Origin of the sequence: Candidatus Accumulibacter phosphatis (genome assembly GCF_000024165.1) — a bacterium.
Taxonomy (GTDB): Bacteria; Pseudomonadota; Gammaproteobacteria; order Burkholderiales; family Rhodocyclaceae; genus Accumulibacter; species Accumulibacter phosphatis.
In genome coordinates, this window is sequence record NC_013194.1 from 555305 (window position 1) to 579968 (window position 24664).

Consider the following 24664-nt stretch of genomic DNA (forward strand, 5'->3'; position numbering starts at 1 on the left):
GAGACCCCGCCATGCCCAACGACGTCTTGCGTGCCACGGATGCGGTCCTCGTCCTCGGTGTCGAGGATACGTCCACCCCTGAAGGTGAGGCTGCCGACGCGGTGGTGTCGCAGTACGACCTGTCGAATGTGGTCGGCCGGCTGACCAACGTCTCGATCAGCGTCAGCAGCGATGTTCGCCCCTTCTACGAGATCGGTCGTCGCTACCCAACGCACTTGCGCCCGGGCATCCTGAGAGTCTCCGGTACAGCGGAAAGGGCGCACGTCAATGGTGCGCTGCTTCGTCTGCTGCTCGGCGACGGCTCCGTCAGTCCGCCATCGGGTCCGAGCTTCGCCCAGCCGTCGTTCAACCTGATCTCGACGCTGAAGGATCCCGCACACCCCAGCCAGATGACCAAGGTGACGGTGTTCGGCGTCAAGTTCGACAGCTGGACCTACAGCATCCCGAGCGACGCCTTCGTGATGGAAGCGATCACCTTCCAGGCGATGCGCGTCGCCTACGAGGAAACCTGATCGGCACGGTCGATCTCGACCACCGCGCGGGAGTTCCGAACGCATGCCGGCAGTCCGAGACCAGGCGGTGAACGAAACGGCCGCCGACGCCGGGCCGCAGGAGGCACGGCTGCTGACGCCGCAGGAGTTGCTCGCCGGCAGTCTGCTGACCTACGACGTCGAAGTGCCGCCGAGCATCCTCCGCCCCGGTGACGAGGACGCTGCCGCCGCTGCAGGCGGGCGCGTGCGACTACGGCCGTTGAAGGTGGCAACGCTGGCGCTGATCGCCAGGGCTGCGCGCGATGACCCTTCGCTGGTGCCCTTGCTGATGATCAAGGAGTCGCTGGTCGAACCCCTGGTGCCGCTCGAACAGGTCCGGCAAATGCACGCCGGACTGGTGAACTTCCTGGTCACTGCCGTCAACCGGGTCTCGGGACTCGCTTCCGGCGAGGGCGCGGTGCGCCACGCTGCCGACTCGGCCATCGGCGAAACGCACGTGCAGTTCGCGTGGTATTTCGGCTGGACGCCGGCACAGGTGGCGGATCTGACGCCGGGACAGGTTGCCGTCTACCTGGCCGGCATCGAGCGGCAGCGAGCCCGCGACAGCGAACCGCAGCCGGCGCCATGAACCCGACGCCGTGGGAGGAACCGGCAGGCCTCGCGCTGCAAGTCGCCGACGCACTGTTCACACTACCTGGTGCCGAAAGGGCGGCTGCCACGCAGCATCTCGCCGGCGTCGACCCATCGGCTGCGCTGGAGAGCCTGCTCGCCGCCATCCTGCAAGCAGGCCCACCTATAGGTACGCATCAGGAATCCGTAGCGGACCTGCCGGCAGGGGCGCGCACGCCAGTGCATTCCCGGGAAGTGGTTAGCTTACGAGCGGCGAGCGAGCCGCGCGCAGGCGCTGACGCGGGAATGGCGCTGCCGGCCGACATGCTGCCCGGGAATCCGCTGCGCCTGATCGACCCCATGTTCGCATCGACCGGGATTGCCGGGCTGCAGTCGCTACCTGGCACGTCGCCCGGGCAAGTCACGGTGGCGACCGACAGCCCACCCCGGCAGACCCCGCCCGTCGACTCCAGAGGCGGGACGCCGGGGTCTAGCGAAGACGGCCCCGTCATTCCGGAGCGCACCAGGCAGGGCGCACCGACTTTGCCCACGCCGCGGCCAGAGGGGCCAACATTCGGCACGCGCGCCGCGGACGCGCCACCTATCCCGGCGACCGAAACCAAGGAACTCCGCGGTGGCAGTCGGCAGGCACGCCGCCGTCGCAACGATGGCCCGGGTGACAAGCGCGAGGCCCTCGCAAGTGCGCAGGGGCTGCACGCGGAGCCGCCGCGGAGCACCTCGTCGGCGCCTGACGGCGCTCCAGGCAATGTCACTCGTACGCCGCCCGCGCAGTGGCCCGCAACGGCTTCTCGCCTGAGCACAAGAGATACGAGCGCGACAGGGCGCCCCGCGACCGCTGCCTCCTCCCAGATCCTCGCCGACGCGTCGCGAAAGACGCGCCTGGTCAGTGGCGTGGCCGATCTCAATGGCCTGTTCGAGTCGCTGCTCGCCGGGCGCCGCCCGGCAGACACACAAGCGGCGGTGCTGGCGGGAACTCGCCGCGAAGCCCCTGTTGCCGCCGAAGGCGAGCCCCCTGGGGCAGCAGGGCGACATCCCGATCTCTCGCCGGCATCCCTTGCTGAGGCCGCGCCGGTGCCGCGCGCCGCACCGCTGACGCGTGCCGACTGGCCGGCAACGGCGGCTCTGATGCCGGCCGATGCTGCGCATGATGACGTCCTCCTCCTCGACCGTCTTCTCGATCGCTGGGAAGAGCGGCTGCGCGAGCAGGCGATCCGTCACCTTGGGTTCACGGGAGGATTGACCTAGCATGGCGCTGGAGATTGCCGGAGTGGCGATGGACAAGCTGGTGAGCATCGAGGCCAGCGAGGCGGCGCGCTTCGTTCGTCACGCGGTTCCCGGGCTTGCCGGCGAGCTGGCCCAGGACCTGGGACGCCCGAGCGTGCGCATTCGGGTTCGCGGCGTTTTCTACGGCGGCGACGCCGGCGATCGCCTCAAGCAGTTGCGCGACCACTTGCTGGCGCGCCAACCGGTGGATTTCCTGTGCGAACTGACCGGCGATGGCTATTTCTCGCAGGTGCTGGTCGATCAGCTCGACGTAGCCGAGCGCGCCGGCTACCCGGACGAGTACGACTACGAATGTGTCGTCACCGAGTACGTGCCGCCGCCACCGCCGCCGGCAGGTGGGCTGCTCGACGGTCTCGACGCCGGCATCCTCGACGAAGCCACGGCGCTGATGGACGACGTGCAGAACGCGCTGGCGCAGGTTGCCGGCCTGACCAGCCTGCTTGCCGGCGCTAGCGACTTCGCCAATCCGACGACTCGTCTGCCGGCGATGCTCGACGGCTTCACGGGCATCGCCGGCGGCTCGGCCGCGTCGCTGGGCGGCATCGGAGACCTGTTGTGAGCGGCGCCACGGCCAGCCTGCCGAATCTGCAGCGCGCCAGCAACGCCAGCGCGAATGCCCAAACTGGCCTCAGCGGTTTTCTCGGCATCGCCAGCGCGCTGGCCGGCGGTGGCCATGACTCGCCGCTGCGAGGGATCAGCGAGGCGCTTGGAGGCCTTGACCAGGCATTGCAGATCGACGTCAGCGGACTCTCCGAGCGGCTGCCGGCAGCCCTGGCGAACATCGAGGAAGCGCTCCCCACCGACGCCCTGCGTTTTGTCGAGGAAATCGTAAACCGCTACCAGGAAGTCAGCGACTTCCTGGCGAGCAGCGGACTGGTGCGCCAGATCCAGCCGGGGGCCAGCCTCGAAACGACGGCGCTGGCTCTGATCGACGAGCTGCTGAATCTGTTCAGCGCCCGCCTCGCGGGTCTCGGTTCGTCGCTGATCGACGCCGACACGCTCGAAGCCGTGAGCAAAGCGCTGGCGACGATGGAGGCGCTGGCCTCCGGTAGCGTTCTTCCCGCCGATCAACTGCTTGAATTCCTTTCCCGGAACCTGTTGGGCGTCGACGCCGACTTGCTCGTTGGTGCCCGCAGTCAGCTCGACGCGGCCCTGGCGATCCTCGATCCATTCTCTGCCACCGCGGTCGAGGCAGCAGTCGCAGCCACCCGCGACGCCGCGACCACGGCCTTGCGCAACCTCGCCGAGGCGTTGCGCGAGTTCGACCCGAACGATCTCGCCGCCTACGCGACGCCCGAAGCGCTGCTCGATACGCTCGGCCGGGCGCTGGAAGCCGCTTTTCTCGCCCTTGAGGCGCTGTACTCAGCGTTGACCGTCGCCGTGGCGCGGCCGGAATGGGAGACGCTGTTCACCTCCTGGGCCGCCGTGCTGGCCGCCGTCGAACTGGCAGACGTGCCGACGGTGGACGACGCCGTCGATGCCATCGCCGGCGCCATCGAGTCGCTGCTGGCGCGGCTGACGATGAGCCTGTCACCGGACGATCTCGCGGCACAGGTCGCACGCATGGCGGGCTCGCTGCACGCGCTGTTCAGCGACTCGCCACTGGCGCAGGTCCGCCAGATCCTGATCGACTTCATCGGCAGGATCGGCGCCGAACTCGCCGCGATTCCGGTCGAAGACGTCCGGACCGCCGTGCTCGGAATGCTGCAGACCGTGCAGCGGCAGATCGAGGAGCTCGGTATCGCGGAGGTACGGTCGACGATCGAGAAGGGCTTCCAGGATGCCAACGACTTCGTCGACGACAATCTGGGTGGCGACCTGCTGGCGGGGATCAGCACGCAACTCGCCGCGGCGCTCGGCCAACTCGAGAACATTCCGGTCGCCGAACTGGGACAGGAACTGGCCAGCGCGATTCAGGCGGCCAGCGAGCTGATCGAGGATCTGCAGGCCAAGTTGGCCGCCGGACTCGACGAGGTGCGCACGCTTCTCGCTTCGCTCGACGGCATCGACTTTCGTCCCGTGGCCGACGAAGTGGTCGATGAAATCGGTGCGCTCAAGTCGCGCCTTGCCGCCATACGGCCGGAGTCCTTGTCGGACGTCGAGCGTATCGCCATTCAGGCCGGTCTCTCTGTCCTGCGCGCCATCGACCTGGAGGGGATGATCGAAGGCGAACTGAAGAAGGAGTTTGCCAGCGTCGATGCGCAACTGGCGCAGGTCGTCCAGGCGATACTCGACGCCTGGCTGGAGTTTCGCCGCCGTGTCGGGACTCTCGACGGCGCATCGCTGGCGGCGCCGGTCACCGGACTGCTCGACGAGGTCGGCAACACCGTCCTCGCGATCAATGGGGCCGCCGTCGTCGCACCGCTCGAGAAGCTCCTCGATGAACTCCTTGCCAAGGCCCGCACCGTCTCGCCGGGGGCGATTCTCGAGCCGCTGCAGGAACCCTATCAGCGCATGCTGCGGACCATCGAGCGCGCCAATCCCGACGTCTGGGTCGAGCCGCTGCACGTGCTGCATGCCGAGATCGACCGCCTGATCAAGCTGGTGGACATCACACCCTTGTTGAGCACGCTCGAACAGAAGCAGCGCGACCTCTTCGCGCAGGCCAGGCAGGCGATTGCCGACGCTGTCGGCGCGGTGCACCTGCCCGAGCCGCTCGACACCTTTCATGCGCAGATGACGACACTGATCGTCGGCATCACCGACGCGATCTTCGCCGACCCCGATGGCACGCTGCGCCAGGTCAATCTGTCCTTGTCCGCCTCGATGCGGCCAAGCACGCTGTTCGAGCCGCTCGACCAGGCCTTCGACCGCCTTCTGGCGGCCGTCGAGACGCTGCCCGCGGACGACGTGTTGAGGGCGCTCGAAGCTATCCGCCAGGGCCTTGGGGCGGCACTGCCGGCAATGGACCCGGCGAATGTCGTGCGCGGCATGCGCGTTGCTCAGGGCCGGCTTGCGGCGTTGTCACCGAGCAGCGTGGCCGGCGTCGTCGCGCTGCCGGAGTTGCGTGCCAGGCTTGCCGGGCGGCTCTCGTTATCGACCGCCAACGGCGACGCCGGGGCCTCGCTGCTGGCACGCTTCGATCTGACGCTGGCACCGCTCGACCTTGCCTCGGACACCTCCCGCCTGTGCCGTCTGAGTACGGCCCACGCCGCGCTGGTCACCGCCCTGCGCCAGCGAATCAACGCCCTCGACACCGCGACCGCACAGCTTGAGTTCCAGCGACTGCAGAGCGGACTCGGACGCATCCTGCCGCCGTTTCTTCGCCAGCCCACGCCGCTCGCCATGGCCGATGTCCGTGCCGGGCTGGCAACGCTCAGGCCTTCCCTGAAAGCGCGGCGCATCGACCTGGCCGTCGACGGCTTCCTGAGGCAGCTTGCACCGCTGCAGAGCGCGCTCGACAGCGCCGTCGACGGCTTCTTCAAGGAGATCCGGCAGGCGGCGCTGGCCCTCCACCCGGGGGAGCTGAAGGACGCCGTTGCCGACGTCTATGCCAGCCTGCGCGCCAGGCTCGCCGTCCTCGATCCCGAGCTGCTGGCGGCATCCTTGCGCAGCAGCGTTTGGGACCCACTCCTCGATCCCTTGCGAGCAATCGATCCGGCAGCGTTGAAAGCTCACCTCGACGCCCTTTTCCAGAACCTGCTGGCCAAGATCAGCGGCTCGGTCAAGGATCTGCTGAGGCAACTCAAGCAAGCCATAGACGCCTTCCTGGTGCGCGTTCGGCAGGCGCTGTCGAGCGTTCTGGCGACACTACGGCAGAAGATCGAAGCGATCCTCGGCGAGGTGAGCAAGCTTGTCGTCCGTATCGATGGCCTGCTCGTCGACGATCTCTTCAAGCGCTTGTTGACCCTGCTTGCCAACCTGCAGACCAGTTTCGACCAGGAACTCGACCGGGTCCGCAACGAGTTCGACGGCATGCTCGAGGCGATTCCCCTCGGCGCCTCGGCCGGGGTGGCGATCGCATGAGTACCCTGACGCAACTCCGCGCCTGGCAGGCCGCGCAAGCGGCGGCGAGAAAAGTGATCGCCGACCAGGGGCTGGCGAACGAGGTCCATGAGGGGCCGGCGATTTCGCGTTACACCTGGCAAGCGGGCGAACTCGCCGAGATCGTCGAGCCCGACGGCGAGCGCTGGGGCTACGCCTATGGTGACGACGGACGCCTGCTGGCAGTCGACCGGGACGGTCGGCGTTGGGCCGACTACCGCTATGACGCGGCAGACAGGCTCATCGAGGTACGTCGCCCCGACGGCGTGCTGACGCATTCCTATGACGAGCAGGGGCGACTGGTGCGCACTCTGCGTGGCGATGCCAGTCCCTTCGTCTATCGTTGGCAAGGCGAGCGGGTGGCGACTGCGCGTTCGGATCGCGAGGAGAGCCACTTCCATTACGACGCCCGAGGGCGCGTCAGCGGCGTGGATCAGCGGGTCGATGGCAGTCTCTTGTCGGCGCGCTTCTCCTTCGACGGCCAGGATCGCCTGGCGCGCATCGACTTCCCGCAATGGCGACAGGCGATCGGTTTCACCTGGGACGAGCGGGGCCGACCGAGCGCCATCGACTGGAACGGCCGCCAGCTCGCCCATTTCGGCACCGACGATGCGGCGCGGCTAGCGTGGTGCGAGGGCTTCGACGGCGTGCGCGAGGAAACCTGGCACGAGGCGGCCAGTGGTCGCCCGGTCCGCCAGTCGATGCGCCGCGCCGGGCAGGAGATCTGGCACTGCGAGCTCGTCCGCGACGAGGCTTTCCGCCTGATTCGCGAAGGCCGCCGGGACTATGCCTACGACTTCTGCGGGCGCCTTGCCGAAGTCCGCGATGGCCAGGAGACCTGGTGCTATCGCTACGATGCGCTCGATAACGCGACCCTCGACGACGGCCTGCCCACAGCCGTCGACTGCGACCTGGCTGAGCGCGTGCGGCGGGTTCGGCAAGGCTCGGCCGAGCGCGTTTTCCGGCACAATCAGGCGGGCGAACTGCTCGAACTGCTGCTCGACGGCACCCGCGTCGCGCGCTGCCTTTACGACCACAAGGGGCGGCTGGTCTGCAAGTCGGGACCGGCAGGCAGCGAGCGCTACCTCTACGGCCCCGACGATGGGTTGCTGGCGATAGCCGACGATTCCGGGCAGCCGCTACTGATCTTCCTGCGCCTGCCGACCGGGGTCGTCGCGATGATCGACTTTCGGACCCATCGCCAAGGGCAGGCGGTGTGCTTGCACTGCGATGCGCACGGCAACCTGCTTTTCACCGGGACAGGCGAGGCAGAGACGGCGCTTGCCGGACCCTTCGCCAGCGACCCCTGGGGTGTTCCGCTGCACACCGCGGGCCCCTACCTCTATCGAGGTCGCCTCTGGCATGCCGACCTTGGCCTCTACCGCATCGGCTGTCGCTGGTACGACCCGAACCTGCGGCGCTTCCTGACGCCGGATACGCACACCGGTGCGCCCGACGACGCCCGCCTGGTCAACCCTTTCCGGCTCGCCGGCGAGCAGCGCATGGCACGCGCGCAGATCCTCGGCGACTGGCTGCGCCAACCGCGACTGCGCAACCGCCACGCCTACTGCGCCAACGATCCCATCAACCGCTTCGACCCCGATGGACACTGGAGCTTCGGCGGCGTCCTCCTGTCACTGCTCGGCGTCCTGTGGACGCTACCGAACACGGCATTCGGCCTGGCGATCGAAGTCAGTTGTCTGCTCGGCGAGGTCGTGCGCTGGCTGGTGTGGCTGTTCTCGGGTGGCAAGGTCAGTTGGCAGACGCCCGGTTTCGACGCCGCCGCCTCGGGCCGCCTGAATGCCTTCGCGCTGGTCTGCAAGGGCGGCTGGCTCGGATCGTTCGACAGCCTGCTCGGCATCACCTTCGGCAATGTCATTTTCGTCAATGGCCGATACCAGGAGAACGCCGAATGGAAAGCGCTCCCCGATCCCGTCCGCCCGACCGCGTATGGCGGTGCGGTGACGATCGCGAAGAGTCAGGCGCTCTACGAGCACGAACTGCGGCATGTAAACCAGTACAGTTGGTGGGGCCCCTTCTTCCATCTCGGCCTGCCGTTGTTCGGCGTGTACGAGTGGGACGTCATTCTCAACGGCTACCGGAACGCGAGCTTCGAAAAAGACGCCCGCGAGCACGGAGGCTTCTGATGGCCGGCCTGCGCCCCCGTTTCTCGTTGACTGCCGGCAGTCTGTCGGCTGACTCGGCCTCACCGTTGGCCGGTCCGTCGCGCTTCGTCGTCGAGCGCAGCCTCGACGTGCCCATCGACGGCCTGCGGGTAACGCTCGCCGAAAGCGGCGGGGTCGCGCCGGGTGATCCCGTGCAACTCGACCTCGGTGACGAGGACGGGCTTGCGCGCGTGTTCACCGGCAGCGTCGCGGAAGTCCGGCCACGCCTCGCTGGCTGCGAACTGTTCTGCGCCGGCAGCTTGCTCGCGCTCGTCGACCTGCGCGTCTCGTCGTTCTATCTGGGTCGGAGCGCCGGCGACGTGGTGCGTGATCTGATCGGGCAGGCTGCTCTCGAACCAGGGGAGATTGCCGACGGCATCACACTGCCGCGGTTTGCGGTCGAGCGCCGTCTCGGCGCGCACGCGCAGTTGCGGCGCCTGGCCGAGCGCCTGGGCTACTCGTTGTTTGCCGACCGCGCGGGGAAAGTCCATTTCCGCGGCCTCGGACCGGCCGCAGGGCTTGCTGCCGGCGGCATCGGCGCAGGACTTGCCACGGCCGCTGCGGGAGCACTGGGAACGCTGGGGAAGGGCGGTGCCGGCGGTCTCACCTACGGCAAACACCTGCTCGGCGCCACGGGCGGGCTGCGGCCGGCTTTTGCACGGAAACTGCTGCTCGGCGGCGAAAGTCCGATGTCGGGCCAGGGGGAAGACAAGAGCTTCTGGCTCACCGCGACCGATGCGGACTACCAGGATTCGGCGGGCGACGGCGACGAACTGCTGGTCACCGATCCGACGGCGCGCACCAAGGACATGGCGGGTCGCTTTGCTGCCGGCTATGCCGCCACTTTTGCGCGGCGAACCAGCGAAGTACGGCTGACGGTTCTCGGCATGCCGGATCTCGAACTGGGCGACGACAGCGGGGCCAGCGATGCCCCCGAGTCGGCACTGAACACCACCGGCTACGTCAAGGGCCTAAGCCATCGATTCGGCGCGCGCGAAGGATTCGTCACCGATGTCGTCGTGTCTACGGAGACGTCCCAGTGAAAGAACTGCTCGACATGGTCCGCCGGACGGTGCGCGAGGAACTGGCCTTGCGGCGGGGACCGCAACTGGCCACGGTCATCGCGCTCACCGCTCACGCCAGCGCAGACGACACCGCCAACTACGAGGCCGACCTGCGCCTCAAGCACGACGGACTGGAGATCACGCAAGTGCCGATCGCCATGTCGCACGTCGGCTTCGCCGCGCCACCGCGCGTCGGCGATCTGGTGCTCGTCGAATTCCTCGATCACGACCTGCAGCAGCCGCTAATCACCGGACGCTTCTACCACGACCAGGAACGCGCTCCGCTGTTCAGGCAGGACGAAGTGCTTTTCGAGCACCGCCTGCCCGACGACACCGTCAACCATCTGCGCTTTGCCGACGACGGCAGCATCTTCCTGCAGCGCGCGGTCAGCAAGCTCGAGGACAACAGTGAGTTCAAGGCCGGCCTGCGCATCGATCCCGACGGGATCATCGAGCTGAAGGCCGGCGACAAGATCACCGTCACCCTGGACGCCAGGAACGAGAAGGTCACCATCGTCTGTGACGGCAAGCCGATCGACATCACCTGCTCGCAGCTGACCGTCGACGCCGACGTCGAGATCAGGAAGACGTTGACGGTGAACGGTGACGGAACGATCAAGGGTACCGGCAAGATCAGCAGCGTGACGATTTCCGGCACCGACATCTCGGGAGGGGCCTGATGGCCGACCTGACCTTGAAGGGAACGCTCAACCTGATGGGCACGCTGACGTTCAAACCGTCGCCCGGCGGCAAGCTCAAGATCGGCAACGCCGGGCTCGAGGCGCTGGTCGAGGTGATGCCCGGCGACCCACCGCAATGCACGGCGGCGCCGCCGGTCATTCTGCCGCCGCCGCCGGCGTCGCCCTTGCAGCCGCAGCCGACCGTGTGGATCGTCAGTAGTTTCAACAAGACCGTGAAGGCCGGGTCGAAATGCATCGTCGCACTCGGCATGGCGATGCAGGGACAGTCAGGCGCACCGCTGTGGCCGGGCATGCTATTGCCGAGTTCGGGAAACCCCACCGTCACGGTCAATCACGTCCCGATCAACGTGGTCAACGACATGGCCGTGATTTTCCCCTCGGGCGGCTCGGCCGCCTTCAGCGCGAGCGGCCAGACATGACGGCGCTTGCCCTCCGGATCGTCCAGCCGGTGCACGACACAGGCTACCCACCGGGGCCGTCGATCGCGCTGCAGGGAAGCCTGACCGGCGATTCGGCTGGGCTGTACCTGAAGTGGTATTCGTCGCTGAATTCGGCGGCGAGCGAGACTCAGCCCGAACTCAATGCCGACCATTCGCTGGCGATCCTCAACTGGAGTGCGCCGCTGGCGGAGTTCGGCAGCCACGTCATCGTTCTCGCTGCTACCGATCAGGAGCGTACCGACCTCAGCGCGATAAAGGCTGTCACGCGCTCGGCGATGAGCGGTGGCGCACCGCCCGCGGCCTCCGCGCCGTGCATCGTTCACCGCCTGGTCGCGCAGATTCGCACCCCCGCGGCGAACGGACAGGTGCTGTCGAAAGCGGCCGCCACGCTCGAATTTCTCGCCCCTGCGCGTTGGGCGAGAAAGGATGCGGGGCCACCCGAGGCCTGGGTCGCCGACAGCGACTACCAGAGGATCAACGGCATCGCCATGCGCTTGCGTCTGGTACCGGTGGGGCCACTGGATCCCGCGCATTCGGCCGATATTCCGTTGACCCTGGCGACGCTGCCGTTCATCCGTGCCGACGACAAGACCTGGTTTCGCTGGGCGGGAGCGCTACCTGCCAATCTCGGCAACGGCAACCACACGCTCAGCTTGTCGGTGAGCGGCGGCGGCGCCACGACCTCGGCCGTGCGCCAGGTCATTCTGGCGGCGTAGGGGAGAACGCACGATGGCCAGTGAACGCCAGAGCCTGTTCGGAGCCGACCTCCAGTTGCGCGAAGGCGCTGGCGGCAGCGATCTGACGCTCGAAGGTCCGGTCGGATCGTCGGGCGACCTGGCGCTCGCCTACGGCAACGCCAACGCCGTCCAGGCGCTGTCACTGCGCCTGCGGGTGCGCAAAGGCGAGCTGGCGCTCCTTGGCTGGCCCGATTACGGTTCCCGGCTGCACGAACTGATCGGCGAACCTGATCTGCCGCGCACGCGCCTCAAGGCACAGGTCTTCGCTCGCGAGGCCGTCGAGGCCGACGCGCGCGTGCGCCGGGTCGAGGCGATCGAGGTGGTCAGCATTGCCGGCGAGCGCACGCTGCTGCGCCTGGCGATGCAGGTTCTCCTGATCGACGCGCCGACGCCGCTTGACCTTGTTTTCGACCTCGCCCTGGAGGGTACATGATCGACGTCGGACACCCCTTCTCGAAGCCGTTCCAGAGTCTGGTCGACGCGCTCGTTGAAAGCCTGCAACTCGGTGTCGAACAGCCGGCCAGCCAGGAAATCATCTTTCGCGCCGGCACGTTGAGCTATCCACTCAAGGGTATCGGCCCGGTGAGCGGTCTGGCTGCCCAGATCACCGGCTTCGTCGCTGGCCGCCCGGCGGTGTTCACACTCGGCCAGCACTACTTGTACGCCGTCGGCCAACTCGTCTGGCAGGCGCCGCCGTCGACCGTCGACGCCGACATCGCTGCCGTCTGGTTCCCGGACGACAATTCTCGCCTGACGGTGGGTTACTTCTTCCGCGACCTGCCCTCGGGGATTACCGATTTCAACGCCGGCAGCGTCGCCGGAACCCTCGTGCGCGCGATGTCGCGTGAGTTCAAACTGCTTTACGAACAGATGGACCAGGCCTACCGGCGCGCCTTCATCGACTACGCTCAGGGTGCTGCGCTCGACAACGTCGTGGCGCTGCTTGGCGTCGAGCGCCGCCAGGCGCTGCCGGCGCAGGGTGAAGTCACTTTCTGGCTGAAGAAAGCCGGCCGGAACGACGTCGCCATAGCTCGCGGCATTCGCGTCGCCGATGCGCGCGGGCGCGTCTTCAAGGTTGCCGCGCCGGGCGTCATCCGCTCGACGCTGGTCGAGGAAACCTCGGCAGCCGGCAAGAGCGTGCGCGTCAGCGTCGCCATCGGCTCGCTGCTGCATGTGCGCGAGAAGGGCAAGGAGGTCGACCTGGCGACGGTCGCCACCAGGGCCGGCAAGCCTTTCGGCGACGACGGCGTGACCATTACCCTGAAGACCGTGCCGCCGTCGGCCAGCCTGGTGATCACTTTCCAGCCGAAGACGCCGAAGACCACCGTCGCGGTCGTGGCGGTCGATGCCGGGCCCGCAGGCAACCTCGGGTCGGGAAGCCTGACCGTCATGCCAACACCTCCGCGCGGCGTTGACGGCGGCGTCGTCAACGAGAAGCCGTTGACCGGCGGCGAAGCGGCCGAGGATGACGAACCCTTGCGCGAACGCGCCAAACACGCCCTCGAGCGGGCCGGCAATGCGACGCTCAATGCCATCCACTATGCGGTGCTCAACATCGAAGGAGTGGACAGCGTCGAAGTGCGTGACGCCTCGCTCGATGCGGCAATACCGCTGGGTGAGGTGTGGGTCCGCTTCTCGACCGGCAAACCCGATGTGGTTGCCCCGCAGGTGGAAAGGGTGGTGGACAGGACGCGCGCCGCCGGCATCAAGGCGGTCGTCAAACAGGTGCGCACGCTGACCTTGTCCGGTCGATTCCTGGTCATCCCCGACGCTTACGGGAGCAGCAAGGATGCCCGCCAGCGCTACCGAACCGCCGCCATCGCTGCGCTCGCCGGACTTGCCATCGGCGAGCCGGTTTCGCAGCGCAAACTGGCGGCGCTTGCTTTCCGCGTTGCCGGCCTCGCCGACATGGGTGAAGTGCAGCTCGACTACGTGCGGGGAAGCGATGCCGCGCTGGCGATCGACCAGGACCCCTTCGTCCTCGACGCCGGCGAGCAGGCGCGTCCCGATGCCGGGGCGCTCGAAGTCGTCGCCCTGCACGCGCTGGATGCGTCGGCGGCCAGCCTGGCGGCCGATGGCAGCCTGTCGCTGTCGTTGCGCATCCTTGATGACGACGGCAAGCCGGTGCATTTCCGTCGCCTCGAGCTCGCGCTCCTGGCCACCGTTCGGGCGAAGCCAGCGACGACCCCCAACCAGCCTCTGCAGCAGGTTGCCCAGGTTGCCGGTACGATCAGCTTTACCGCTGCCGAGCAGGCCGCGCCGTCGTTTGCCAAGCTCGTCATCGCCAACCTCGCCAGTCTGGACGCAAGCAGCATCGAGCTGATGGTCCAGGCAACTGCCTACCCGGGGATGGTTGCCGCCAAGACCAGACTCACGACCTAGGAGGGAGCGTGTCTTTCAAGACCGATCGGCTGGTAGCGCTATTCCCGGACGTCTACGCGGCGCGGGAGCGCGACTCACTGCTCCACCAGGTTCTCGACGCGCTGGCCGCCGAACTGGTGAACAGCGACGCGGCCGTCAAGGACCTGCTCAAGTCGCACTGGATCGACTACGCCGGGAGCGGCGGGCTGGATGGTCTCGGCGCGCTCCTCGGCGTCCTCCGGCGTCGCCTGCCCGACGGCACGCCGGAAGGTGACGAAACCTTCCGCCCACTGCTCAAATCCACGGTGCTCTCCTTCATCGGTGGCGGGACCGTGGAAGGCATCAAGGGAGCCGTGCGCGCCGCCCTCGGGTTGCCATACGATCTGGATCTCTTCGCCAAACAAATCGCCGGCCCGGGCGGCGCCGTCAACCGGGGCATCTCGGATCTGGTGGCGGGTCTCGACAGGCTGGTGCAGATCGAGGAGTTTTCGCCGAAGACTGAAGTCGTTCTCGGCAGTGCGCTGCCGACGCCCGTCGGCAGCACTGCCACGCTCGACGTCAACTTTGCGACGGTCGAGCCGGTCGTGCCGCGCATCGAGTGGACCTTTACGCAGGGTGGTGGCCGGCACCTGTCGCTCGTGCGGCAGGACTCGGGTGCCGGCATCGTATCCCGGGACGAATTCGTGGTCCCGGAAGGGAGTACGCTGTTGCTGGCCGGCGAAGGCGCAACGGGTTTCTCGGCGTCGATCGGCACCACGGATGTCAGTTCATGGTTCGTCGACCTTGCCGGTTCGCTGCCGCCGGCACTGCCCGAGGTACCGGCAGGTGGCTCGCGATGGGTCTTTTCCGCAGCCCGCGCCGGCGAGTTCGGATTCGCGGCCTACGACAGCGGCGACACTTTCGATGCGGCGGCTTTCACCGTGCGCATGGCATGGGTCCGCTACCAGCCGCTGACCTTCGACGTCGTCGTTCCCTACTTCGTTGACGCCGCAGTCAGGCGCATTCTGGCCGGTACAGGCTACGAAAACCGCTTCCGGGTGTTCAAGGGATTGTCGCTCGACGCCATCCAGAAGGTGGTCGATGACAAGCGGGCTGCCGGCGTTCGCGGCATGGTACAGTACTCGCTCTCGTTGCCGGGAGAGTCCTCCGAGAAGACGCCGTGGGAAGAGCATGCGGTTGTCGAGCGGTTTTCGGCCACCGCCGAGCATCGTCACGCCGAGACTCACGACACCTTCGAAGATCTGCTCGTCGGCGCCCTCAGCAGTGCACTCGAAACACACGATGCCAGCGAGCACTTCGCCATCGGCGGCGTCTTCGACGTAGCTGTCTCGGACGGCAGTTTCGGATTTCAGTGAACCTTTCCAGGAGCATAGCGATGCATGAAATCATGGATATGCAGGGTAGGCTGAGGCTGCTGGTGACCGACCGGCAGGAGCGGATCCTGGTTGACCGCAGCCATGCCAACCGAATCGTTCGCAGTGGTCGTCAACTGGCTGCCCAACTGTTCGCCGGTGTCGAAGGCACGCCACCGTCGAAAGCCAGTCACATGGCGGTGGGCACCGGTGCGGACGCCGCTACCGACGAGCAAGCGGCGCTGGTCGGTGAGCGGGCGCGCAACCCGGTAGGTGCCCCGGTGTATACCGAGATCATCGACAGCGCCGGCGTCAAGCGGATCAAGGTCAGTCTGCAAGCGGTGTTCGACTTCGCCGAAGCCAACGGCGCCGCTCCTCTGCGCGAGGCGGGAATCTTCACGGCCGCCAAGGATGGGACGATGTACAACCGCGTCGTCTTCGATCCGGTCACCAAGGCCGACACTTTCAAGCTGACGCTGATCTGGGACATCGTTTTCTGAGCTGCTTTTCGAGGAGATCCCTACCATGCCACTGACCCCCGATCTGCCGTTTCCGAAGAGCGCCGGCGACGCCATCCGCTCGAAGGACTGGAACGACCTGGTCACCGAAACGCAGCGCCTGGACAATGCCAAGGTCAATCGCGCGGGCGACGCGATCAGCGGGCCCTTGACCATCGCCGGCGCACTGGGCATCGGTACGACGACGCCCAGCGCCAAGCTCGATGTTGCCGGCGATCTCCGGATCAACAACTCGCGCTTGTATTTGCGAGGGGCTGGCGACAATAACCATGGGCTGGGGTGGTACGGTCCGGGCAGTCCGTTCGCCGGGGCGAACGTCGACGGCCCGGTACTGTTCGGATTTTCGGGCGGAGCACTCGGATCGACCGACGGTGGGCAGAAGCTGGCATTGAGCTGGGACGACAGTGGCAACGTTGGGATGGGCACGAGTACGCCGAAGGCCGCACTCCATGTCGTCGGCGGCACCTGGCTGTGCGACGGCACGGGCTACGCCGTGGCGAACAACAGAATGGCGAAAGGTTCGCTGACCGTCGGCAGCCTTACCTCGAGCTTTGGGGGCGGAAGTGGCTGGAGCGACAACACCGCCGGACTGCTCTTCGAAACCCGGGACGATACGGAGATCGCGATCCACGACTCGGGCACCAGGATCGCCAGTGTCGCTTACTATCAGAGCAGCGCGAACAGTCTGACGATCGGCCGAGATATGGGCTGGGGGCCGATTTCCAGCGTTAGCGTGGCGGGAAGCATACGCGCCGGCAACTCCGACCTGTACTTCACGAAGACCGACCACAACCACAGCGGATTCGGCAACACGCCCGGATTCGCCGCCATCGAGAACGCCGGCAACTACGATGCCCTGATGATTCTTGGACGGGCGGGCGCCCAAGTTCCCGGAAAGCCCGCGGGTACCAAGGCGCGGGTGGTGAAGCTCTGGGACGTTCTGGAAGTCAACGGGGACCTTCTGGTTACCGGCAGAATCGGCAGTATGAACAAGGGACCTGGCCCGCTCACGGCAGGCTGGGGTGGCGGTCTGCGAACCTGGGACGTCGAGGCGGAGGGAACGGTTTGGTCCAGGGGGGCGTTCCAGACCGGACCGCGTGACGTGGCCGAAATCTATTTTTCCGACCTCGAACTCGATCCAGGCGATCTCGTCAGCCTCGATCCGGACGCCGATCGGATCATTCGCTCGAGCGGGCCAGCCGACCCGACAGTCATCGGCATCCTGTCGACCGAGCCGGGCTTTCTTCTCAACTCGCAGCTCAACCGGGAAGCGCCGGCTGGCGATCTCCGTCCTTACCCGGTGGCGTTGTGCGGTTGCGTGCCCTGCAAGGTGAGCGACGAAAACGGCCCGATCCGTCGTGGTGATCTGCTGACGACGTCCTCCACGCCGGGGCATGCGATGCGCGCCGAGCCAATCCTGTTGGACGGGAAGAGCCTGTACCCTTCCGGCACGATCATTGGCAAAGCGCTCGCCGCACATGTCGACGGAGAAGGTGTCATCGAGGTTTTCGTCGTCTTGCGCTAGTCCACATCGCGGCCACGACGACAGCCATTCCCATCCCCCAACCCGACGCGGGAGGAGTTTCGACAAATGGAAGCGAGGCTACGCAAACGGCTCGAGGAACTCCGCGCCGAGTACGACAAGGGCCGCAAGGCTCTCGACGACCTTGAAAGTCAAGCAGCCAATGTCCGCGCTACCTTGTTGCGCATTGCCGGAGCCGTACAGGTCCTGCAGGAGGAACTGGGCGAGAGCCCGGGTGGCGGCGAAAACGTCCCAATTCCCCGCGCCGCGGACTAGGCAGCCATGTTGCTCGCCCTCGAGAACGCCATCGCGAATCTGCTGCAACGTGAACTGCCGTCGCTGTTCACCGGCGCGGGTGCCGCAAGCGCCACTTTTTCGATCGATACCTGGGACTTCGATCGCCTGTCGGCCGATCCCGTTGCCGGTCAACCGGGTCCCGAGGACGCGGTGGACGAACTGGCTTTCGATCCGGCCGCAGCGGCTGGCCCCTACGCGCTGACGCGGCCACCCTATCCGGGCCCGAAGCGCGTCTACCTGCGCGCGACGAGCGGCGAACTCGTCGCGCTGGCGAGCGCTGAAGTGCTCTGGAACCCGGCCAATCCGGCCGCATTCTCGATCCAGCCGCTGGCCACGCGGGATTTGACGGGCTTCGACCACCTGCACATCATGTACGGCGTTGTGGCGGCGGCAACCCGCCTGAAGACGCTGCACAAGCTCACCCTGCAGATCGCCGGGGCCGACGCCGGCAGCAGCGAAAAGGCGTTCGCACTCGCGCTGGCGGTGCTGGTCCTCAACCGCGACGCGCTGCTGCGCGACGGGGGTTTTGCGTGGACCGCCGGAGGCTACCAGGCCGAAGGAGCGGTCAAGACGCTGAAGTTCTCCGCCGGTGCGGTGCCGGCGCCAACTTCGCGCACCCTGTTGCTCGAAGCGGAGGTGGATTTGCGCCTCGAACGCCTGCTCGCCGAGGACGAAGGCAAGCCGATCGTGCGTATTCTGTCGCCGGGCAGGACACCCGGCAGCAAGCCGGTCGACATCGATCCGGCGATCCAGGCCTGAAGCAGACCGGAGGCCGCCATGGCGCGCACCCACGCTTTCCTGCAACTCGACGCCGACCGTGCCCCCGAACAGACGACCTTTTTGCGTGCCCGTGTCACCGTCCTGCGCGAGGCGGGAGGACACTTCTGGGTCGACCTCGACGAAGCGCAGGTTGACACCTTCGTTGCCGAGGGGTTCTTGGTGTCGACCTTCCCGGCCGCCGGAGTTCTCGATCTCGGACCGGTGACTTTCCGGCCAGCCAGTGAAACGCCGCAGCCGCCGGCTGCGTTGCAGGCAAGCCCGCCAAGCGGGGACGAGCCCGCGTTCTGGCTCGTTCATTTCGTGGCGCCGGTCGACAAAGCCTGGCTGGTGGAGATGGCTCTGGCAGGTGGCGAACAGGTCCACGTGATCGACCCGTTTACTGGCGTGTTCAGGATGCCGCTGGCCGCCTCCGACACGGTGCGCGCCCTGCGCTACGTGGACTTCCTTGGCCTCTACCATCCGGCTTATGCCGTCGATCTCGATCTGACCGCCTCCGAGGAAGCGTTCACCGCCGCATCGCTGGCGACGCTGGCTTTGCAGCCGCCGCCCGCGACCGCGCAGGGAAATCTGCAATTGCAGATCTTTGACGGAGTCGATCCCGAGAGCGTTCGCCCGCTCTTCGAGGCCGCCGGCGCGACGGTACTTGCCGACCTCGCGCACGGCTTTCTTGTGCAGGTGCCGCCTGAGCGCTGCGCCGCCATTGTCGGCGTGCCGGGCCTCTATATGGCATCGGCCCCGTCGACGATGGAAGTGTGCAGTCACAATGCCGGAGTGATTCTCGGCGCCAATCAGGTGCGCGACCTGGGAACGGTTAACTTCCTCGTCAATCTCGATGGCCTCGCCGAAATCGGCGCGGTCGTGGATTCGGGCTTCGACGTCGGCAATCTGGCCGGCGCCGTGGCGCCGTCCACCGGAGCAGTGACCGCCTTCCACCCGGATCTGGTCGCCAACGTCCGCCTCCTGCGCAACAGCAACACGCCGTTCAACGCGGCACTCGCCGTCCCGGACGCTACGCCGCACGGTACGCACGTCGCCGGAATCGTCGTCGGCGATGGCAGCAGTTCGGCGGGTCGCACGCGCGGGATCGCTCCCCGCGCCGCACTGATCGGCCTGGCGCCACTGCCGGCCAACCTGCGCGTTCCCTTCGAGTTCGCGGCCAGCAACGGGGCACGCGTGATCAACAATTCCTGGGGGAGTTCATTCGCCCTCGGAGCAAACAACAACCGCTATACGCCGGCGGAGTCCCAGGCGGTCGACCGCTGGTGTTTCGACCATCCCGATGTCCTGGTGCTGTTCGCCGCCGGGAACGCCGAATCGGATACCCAGGGCGGCGGCAACGGCGTCCTCGACGCGCGCAGCTTGCGCCTGCAGGCCACTGCCAAGAACGCCTTCACGGTCGGCGCCACGGAGAATCTGCGCAGTGACGGCGGCTGGCGCGACAGCTATCGCGCATTCTTCGGAGCACGTTACAACCACGCGGCATTCAACGTCGCGGCCGGTGCTGCCGCGGGAGCTTTCAGCTTTTCCGACAACGCTGACGAGATCGCGCTGTTCAGCGACCGCGGAAGCGTGCGTACCAACGCGCTGACCAACACCAACCGCGTCAAGCCCGATGTGGTCGCGCCGGGCACCAATGTCCTTTCGTGTCGCTCGCAATGGGTCGCGCAGCCGCCGGCGTTGCCCGGCGCACCTGTTCCTGCACCGTTCTGGAATGCCAATCCCGACAGCATGCTGCCGGCCGGCTTCAACCGAAATCTCTACCAGATTCTCACCGGTACGAGCATGGCCACCCCGATGGTCAGCGGCTCGGCCCTGCTCGTGCGCCAGTTCTATCGAAGCCGCTTTGCCCAGATGCGCCGGCCGCTGTTGCTCGAAGGCGTCGCCGTTCCGGCTGCGCCGCCGCTACCGGCTTTCGGCCCTCCTCCGGCGATTGCCCGCCACGCTGATGGTCTGCTTTGCGTCTGGCTTACCCCGGCGCTTGCCGCCGCCCAGAAGAACATCGTCGCGCTGCGCCTCAGCCGCCAACTGGCGCCGATCGACAGCCTGCCGGTGCATCTGCAGGACAACGTCGGCGAGCACTCCGCGCCGAAGGTCGTCACCCTCGGCGAGCGCACCTACCTGCTGCACCGGCATGGCGACGGCAAGATTCGCCTGTCGTGCTACGACCGCGCGTTGCGCCCTCTCGCCGCTTTTGGTACGGCCGGGGTGGTCACTCTCGCGCCGGACACCCGTGCCGACGATGCGGTGCCGCCCGACCTGATCGTGGTCGGTGAACGTCTGGCCTGCGTCTTTCCGACGACCGGCGGCAACGGCTACTTCTTCCAGCGCTTCAACGCCGACACCGGCGCGCCGGTCGATGTCGCCTCGATCAGCTTCCTGTTCCATGACGGCAGCGGGCCGCATCGGCCGCTGACCTGGAACGGTAGCCGCTTCGCCGTTTGCGGCGTGGCACATGCGGGCAACTACCGCCTCCAACTGCGACAGATGGACGGCGCCGCCAATCTGCAAGGTAGCGAGCCGGTGACGGTTGTCGAACAGGCTGCCGAGGTTCGCGAACCCTGCCTGCTCTGGGACCCGCGCAGCGCGCGTTATGCGCTGGTCTGGTGCGACGCGCGCACGCTTGCCGGTGGCGAAGTGTGGCTCCAGTTCCTTGATGCCAATGCCGCCGCTCTGGGCGTTGCGCAGCGCGTGGTGAGCGTCGCCGCCGCTAACCACGTGCGACGACCGCAGCTTCTCTGCCACCCCGACAGCGGTTACGTGCTGCTGTGGGAAGACGACCTGCAGAATGGCCACTTCGACCTCTACTGCGCGTTTCTCGACAGCAACGGACAGGTGGACAGCCACCTCGCGGCGGCGGCCGACGACACCCTCAGCCGGCGTCTGCTGAGACTCTCGGATACCCCCGGCGACATGGACGGATTCGCCGCCGTCGGCGACGCCGAGGGTTTTTCGCTGATCTACCAAAGCCCGGATGAGCTGAATTCCGACCGCCTCGGCGTGTATGCACTCAATCTCACTCGCGCCGGCGCCTTCGCCGCGCAGGAAAACCCGGGCACTCCACTGCTGAAGAGTGGCCGCTACGTCGTCGCCAGTCCACTCGATCACGACAGCACCGCCCTGAGCGCCTTGTCCGCGGTCTGGACCGGCGCTTCCTACTACATTCTGCGACTGGCTCCCGGAGTCGGTCTCGCGGACAGTCTGCAATGGTTACGCCTGCACGCCGATGGTGCCGTCGATGCCGGCTACGGCGTGAGCGGCATCCGTGAAATGCCCGCGCCGTTCCTGATTCTCAGCGTCGAGGCCTTGTGGACCGGCAACGACCGTCTGATCTCCGTGGCCAACGACGCGCTCGCTGCCATCACGCTTACCCTGCACGATGCCCAGGGGGCTCCGGTCACCGAGTTCGGTACGGCCGGTGCCGCCCGACTGCGCGATCCGCTGCCCATCGACGATCGGATACCTGCGCAGATCGGGTTTTTCACGACTCCTTCGTTGCACGTCATCGTCGCGTACGGCACCATCCAGGCCGGGGTGCGGCAATTGCGTCAGCAACGCGTCAACCGCCTCGGCGCGCGCGTCGGAACGCCGACGGACCTCGCCCGGGTCGATGGCGTCGCACGCCATGGCTGGTTCCAGTTCGTCAACAGCGAGGCGCGATCGATCGCCATCTACCAGCGTGTGAATGGCGCGGTCACGCGCGTCCATTGCCGTCGCTTCCGGCCTGACGGCACTGCCGATGGCGCCGAGCGCGACCTCAGTGCCGCCGCCGGCGAAGCCAGCAACGGCGTTCTCGCCCGCCGCCCGACGGCAGCCAACTCGACCAATCGCGAATACGGCGCTGCCTGGCAGTACCGCGCCAACAACGCGTCGCGCTGGGAGATCCGTTTCAGTCGCCTCGATCGTCAGGGCCGGCCGCTGGCCAATCCCCCCGGCACCACGCCGCCGATGCCGGTCAGCGACATCGTCGTCATCGCTACCGGGACGCCTGGCTGGAATGCGAGCCGCGAGGCGATCGAACCGCAACTCGTCTGCACTTGTACGCACGAGCCCTGGGCCAATCCGCCGGCGGTCCTGCCGGCCGGTACCAGTCTGCCGGTGTGGAGTCCGGCCTACGGACTCGCCTGGATCGGCGTCGAAACCGACGGCGCGCGCCTGCTCTACTTCACGGTACTCGACGAGAACGGCCAGCGCCTCGCCGTCGCACCGCCACCACCACCGGCCGGCCCTCTGAATCCGCGCGCACCGGTGGGAATCCTGCAACTCAGTGCGGCAGGAAGCCGGGTTCAGGATTTCCAGCTGGTGTGGAATGGCCGTGTCTTCCTGGTGTATTGGGTGGAGGAGGAGAGCGGCCATCTGCACCACCGCTACACGGCGATCAATCGGCATGCCAGCCAGAACGCCAACGACATTCCCAGCGCCGCGCTGCTGCGTGCCACTCTGGTCAATGGCGCCACCAACATCACCCCGGGTCCGCTGCCCGATAGCGCTGCCGGTTACGGGTGGGGGCGGGTCAGCCTGCGCCAGAGCCTGTCGCCGGCGCCGCCCGTGACGCTGCATGTGCGTGATGACTGCGCCATCGGACCGGGGCGAACGGTCAGTTACCGGTTCACCCTGCCTGCCGGGACGGCTCTCCTGCGTGTCACGCTCAACTGGACCGACCCGCCGGGACCGCGCCTGGTCAATCATCTCCACCTTACGGTACGTCCACCGGCACCGCCAGGGCCAGGCATCCGCCCCGAATACCGAGGTAACCTGTGGAGCAGCGTCGCCGGCCAGACGCACCTCTCGAGGCCGGTAGCGACACCAGCAGTCGCCGCCGACAACCACGAGGATGTCCAGACCTTCAAGCAGGTCGTCCTGGCGAACCCGGCGGCCGGCGACTACGAGGTCGAGGTATCGGCAACGGCCTTTCCGGCGGATCCCTTCAATCAGCAGAATCTGCAGGCCTTCGCGCTGGTTTTTGCGGGCAGCGGCCCCGAAGTACGCTTCAGCCTGCCTGCAGCAGCCGTCGCCGGCGCCGCGGTATACTGAGCGCCGTCTGTCTCTTGCCGTCCTGTCGGTCGGTGCGGGGAAGCACATTCAAGGACGAACCATGCCAAGTGGCAAGAAGCAGCCTGCCCCGCTCGCGCCGAGCAGCGGTTACAGCCACGCGGCCAAAACCGCGGTGCAGGAAACCACGCTGCGCGTCAAGGAAATGCACCGTGCCATCGCCGGCAAGTCCTTCGACATTCTGCGGCGCATTCCGCTGATCTCCGGGCCGACCCATCTTGTGCGCAGCGCTCACGATGCCATCCTGGCCGGGGTCTACGCGGGCATCCACCACACCAGCGGCGGCGTGCTCGAAGCCGCGGCCCTGATCGAAAGGCACGCCACGCGCCGGCGGCCGGACCCGCCAGTACCCGGACGGCTGGCGAGCGGCCTGCGCAGCGCGGTCAATGGTGCATTCGGCGATCACCTCGCCACCAGCAACAACCGCCTGGCGATCGACATGGCATTCCATGAAAACGGCGTCGCCGTCCCGCTCGACGCCGACTCGCTGCGCCGTGCCTTTCCCGATACCGGCCGACGCCTGTGCATTTTCATCCATGGACTCGGTTGTGACGAGCATAGCTGGGACCCGGGTCCCGAAGCGGCGGAGTCCACGGTACATTTCGGCCGTCGGCTGCGCGTCGAGCACGGCTGCTCGCCGCTCTACCTGCGCTACAACAGCGGCCTGCCGATTGCCCGCAATGGCGCTCAACTGGCGGTCCTGCTCGAGGAATTGCTCGCCGCCTGGCCGCAGCCGGCAAGTGATCTCGTCATCGTCGGTCACAGCATGGGAGGCCTGGTTGCCCTGGCGGCATGCGAGCAGGCGGCGCAAGCCGAGATGCGTTGGCTGCGGGCGACCCGGATGCTCATTTGCCTTGGGTCTCCACACCTCGGTTCGCCGGTCGAGCGACTTGGTCGGCTGACGACGGCGGCGCTGAACGTGTCGACGATCACGGCACCACTCGCCAGGATCGCCGGCGCGCGCAGCCAGGGTATCAAGGACCTGGGGAACGGTCCGGGTGCGCCAGCCGATCTTCTCGCGCACCAGCACATGGCGTTCCGCTTTCTGGGCGCCAGTCTGGCCAAGAACGTCGAACATCCGTTTGGCGAGTTCTTCGGCGATGGGCTGGTCACGCTGGGCAGCGCTACCGCGCATGCCATCGCCGGTGACGTGCAGAGCACCAGGCTCGGCCAACTCGGCCACATGGGATTGCTCAACGACGCGCGCGTCTACCGGCAGATCGCGGAATGGATCGCCGCGCTGGATGCGCGCGCAACGTCGGAAGCCGGCTGAGGACAGCCAGGGCCGC

Annotated in this window: 19 protein-coding genes; all 19 read left to right on the forward strand. The window is 67.0% G+C overall.

Features of this window, described 5'->3' with window-relative positions; all coding sequences use genetic code 11:
- Positions 1-11 precede the first annotated feature (11 nt).
- The 19 genes from CAP2UW1_RS02330 to CAP2UW1_RS23475 all read left to right on the forward strand — a co-directional run bounded on the left by CAP2UW1_RS02330 (position 12) and on the right by CAP2UW1_RS23475 (position 24648).
- Positions 12-512, forward strand: a complete 501-nt coding sequence (locus CAP2UW1_RS02330; RefSeq protein WP_012807263.1) for a hypothetical protein — start codon at positions 12-14, stop codon at positions 510-512.
- A 43-nt stretch (positions 513-555) separates the two neighbouring features.
- Positions 556-1119 carry a hypothetical protein gene (locus CAP2UW1_RS25260; protein ID WP_012807264.1) on the forward strand — a complete coding sequence of 188 codons (564 nt, stop codon included), beginning with the start codon at positions 556-558 and terminating at the stop codon, positions 1117-1119.
- Positions 1116-2366 (forward strand): hypothetical protein, encoded by a 1251-nt coding sequence (locus CAP2UW1_RS02340; RefSeq protein ID WP_012807265.1) that lies wholly within the window; start codon positions 1116-1118, stop codon positions 2364-2366. Before CAP2UW1_RS25260 ends, CAP2UW1_RS02340 begins: the two co-directional genes overlap by 4 nt.
- Position 2367: 1 nt before the next feature.
- Positions 2368-2964: a DNA circularization N-terminal domain-containing protein gene (locus tag CAP2UW1_RS02345; protein WP_012807266.1), complete on the forward strand. Its 597-nt coding sequence runs from the start codon at positions 2368-2370 to the stop codon at positions 2962-2964.
- Positions 2961-6371, forward strand: coding sequence for a hypothetical protein (locus CAP2UW1_RS02350; protein WP_012807267.1), 3411 nt, complete (start codon positions 2961-2963; stop codon positions 6369-6371). The genes CAP2UW1_RS02345 and CAP2UW1_RS02350 overlap by 4 nt, the downstream gene beginning before the upstream one ends.
- The gene (locus CAP2UW1_RS02355; protein ID WP_012807268.1) at positions 6368-8536 is read left to right on the forward strand and encodes an RHS repeat domain-containing protein; all 2169 of its coding nucleotides are present in this window, start codon (positions 6368-6370) and stop codon (positions 8534-8536) included. Before CAP2UW1_RS02350 ends, CAP2UW1_RS02355 begins: the two co-directional genes overlap by 4 nt.
- Entirely contained in the window at positions 8536-9597 is a 1062-nt protein-coding gene (locus CAP2UW1_RS02360; RefSeq protein ID WP_012807269.1) for a hypothetical protein, read from the forward strand. The genes CAP2UW1_RS02355 and CAP2UW1_RS02360 overlap by 1 nt, the downstream gene beginning before the upstream one ends.
- The gene (locus CAP2UW1_RS23470) at positions 9594-10298 is read left to right on the forward strand and encodes a hypothetical protein (protein WP_012807270.1); all 705 of its coding nucleotides are present in this window, start codon (positions 9594-9596) and stop codon (positions 10296-10298) included. The genes CAP2UW1_RS02360 and CAP2UW1_RS23470 overlap by 4 nt, the downstream gene beginning before the upstream one ends.
- Positions 10298-10738 (forward strand): hypothetical protein, encoded by a 441-nt coding sequence (locus tag CAP2UW1_RS02370; protein WP_012807271.1) that lies wholly within the window; start codon positions 10298-10300, stop codon positions 10736-10738. Before CAP2UW1_RS23470 ends, CAP2UW1_RS02370 begins: the two co-directional genes overlap by 1 nt.
- Positions 10735-11475, forward strand: a complete 741-nt coding sequence (locus tag CAP2UW1_RS02375; protein ID WP_012807272.1) for a hypothetical protein — start codon at positions 10735-10737, stop codon at positions 11473-11475. Before CAP2UW1_RS02370 ends, CAP2UW1_RS02375 begins: the two co-directional genes overlap by 4 nt.
- Positions 11476-11488: 13 nt before the next feature.
- Positions 11489-11929: a GPW/gp25 family protein gene (locus tag CAP2UW1_RS02380; protein ID WP_012807273.1), complete on the forward strand. Its 441-nt coding sequence runs from the start codon at positions 11489-11491 to the stop codon at positions 11927-11929.
- Positions 11926-13878, forward strand: coding sequence for a baseplate J/gp47 family protein (locus CAP2UW1_RS02385; protein ID WP_012807274.1), 1953 nt, complete (start codon positions 11926-11928; stop codon positions 13876-13878). Before CAP2UW1_RS02380 ends, CAP2UW1_RS02385 begins: the two co-directional genes overlap by 4 nt.
- Positions 13879-13886: 8 nt before the next feature.
- Entirely contained in the window at positions 13887-15212 is a 1326-nt protein-coding gene (locus CAP2UW1_RS02390) for a hypothetical protein (protein ID WP_012807275.1), read from the forward strand.
- A 20-nt stretch (positions 15213-15232) separates the two neighbouring features.
- Complete coding sequence (locus CAP2UW1_RS02395; protein ID WP_012807276.1) at positions 15233-15709, forward strand: hypothetical protein; 477 nt, start codon at positions 15233-15235, stop codon at positions 15707-15709.
- A 25-nt stretch (positions 15710-15734) separates the two neighbouring features.
- Complete coding sequence (locus CAP2UW1_RS02400) at positions 15735-17252, forward strand: hypothetical protein (RefSeq protein ID WP_012807277.1); 1518 nt, start codon at positions 15735-15737, stop codon at positions 17250-17252.
- 66 nt (positions 17253-17318) lie between these two features.
- Complete coding sequence (locus CAP2UW1_RS02405) at positions 17319-17525, forward strand: hypothetical protein (RefSeq protein ID WP_012807278.1); 207 nt, start codon at positions 17319-17321, stop codon at positions 17523-17525.
- Positions 17526-17531: 6 nt separating this feature from the next.
- On the forward strand, positions 17532-18305 hold the full coding sequence (locus CAP2UW1_RS02410; protein WP_012807279.1) for a hypothetical protein: 774 nt from the start codon (positions 17532-17534) through the stop codon (positions 18303-18305).
- Positions 18306-18323: 18 nt separating this feature from the next.
- The gene (locus CAP2UW1_RS02415; protein WP_012807280.1) at positions 18324-23357 is read left to right on the forward strand and encodes a S8 family serine peptidase; all 5034 of its coding nucleotides are present in this window, start codon (positions 18324-18326) and stop codon (positions 23355-23357) included.
- A gap of 61 nt (positions 23358-23418) precedes the next feature.
- Complete coding sequence (locus CAP2UW1_RS23475; protein ID WP_012807281.1) at positions 23419-24648, forward strand: alpha/beta fold hydrolase; 1230 nt, start codon at positions 23419-23421, stop codon at positions 24646-24648.
- Positions 24649-24664: the final 16 nt, after the last annotated feature.

Bases quoted from the DNA above. Each gene is read 5' to 3' on its own strand.
- CAP2UW1_RS02330 (WP_012807263.1), top strand. From the start codon at position 12: ATGCCCAACGACGTCTTGCGTGCCACGGATGCGGTCCTCGTCCTCGGT.
- CAP2UW1_RS25260 (WP_012807264.1), top strand. From the start codon at position 556: ATGCCGGCAGTCCGAGACCAGGCGGTGAACGAAACGGCCGCCGACGCC.
- CAP2UW1_RS02340 (WP_012807265.1), top strand. From the start codon at position 1,116: ATGAACCCGACGCCGTGGGAGGAACCGGCAGGCCTCGCGCTGCAAGTC.
- CAP2UW1_RS02345 (WP_012807266.1), top strand. From the start codon at position 2,368: ATGGCGCTGGAGATTGCCGGAGTGGCGATGGACAAGCTGGTGAGCATC.
- CAP2UW1_RS02355 (WP_012807268.1), top strand. From the start codon at position 6,368: ATGAGTACCCTGACGCAACTCCGCGCCTGGCAGGCCGCGCAAGCGGCG.
- CAP2UW1_RS02360 (WP_012807269.1), top strand. From the start codon at position 8,536: ATGGCCGGCCTGCGCCCCCGTTTCTCGTTGACTGCCGGCAGTCTGTCG.
- CAP2UW1_RS02370 (WP_012807271.1), top strand. From the start codon at position 10,298: ATGGCCGACCTGACCTTGAAGGGAACGCTCAACCTGATGGGCACGCTG.
- CAP2UW1_RS02375 (WP_012807272.1), top strand. From the start codon at position 10,735: ATGACGGCGCTTGCCCTCCGGATCGTCCAGCCGGTGCACGACACAGGC.
- CAP2UW1_RS02380 (WP_012807273.1), top strand. From the start codon at position 11,489: ATGGCCAGTGAACGCCAGAGCCTGTTCGGAGCCGACCTCCAGTTGCGC.
- CAP2UW1_RS02385 (WP_012807274.1), top strand. From the start codon at position 11,926: ATGATCGACGTCGGACACCCCTTCTCGAAGCCGTTCCAGAGTCTGGTC.
- CAP2UW1_RS02395 (WP_012807276.1), top strand. From the start codon at position 15,233: ATGCATGAAATCATGGATATGCAGGGTAGGCTGAGGCTGCTGGTGACC.
- CAP2UW1_RS02400 (WP_012807277.1), top strand. From the start codon at position 15,735: ATGCCACTGACCCCCGATCTGCCGTTTCCGAAGAGCGCCGGCGACGCC.
- CAP2UW1_RS02405 (WP_012807278.1), top strand. From the start codon at position 17,319: ATGGAAGCGAGGCTACGCAAACGGCTCGAGGAACTCCGCGCCGAGTAC.
- CAP2UW1_RS02410 (WP_012807279.1), top strand. From the start codon at position 17,532: ATGTTGCTCGCCCTCGAGAACGCCATCGCGAATCTGCTGCAACGTGAA.
- CAP2UW1_RS02415 (WP_012807280.1), top strand. From the start codon at position 18,324: ATGGCGCGCACCCACGCTTTCCTGCAACTCGACGCCGACCGTGCCCCC.
- CAP2UW1_RS23475 (WP_012807281.1), top strand. From the start codon at position 23,419: ATGCCAAGTGGCAAGAAGCAGCCTGCCCCGCTCGCGCCGAGCAGCGGT.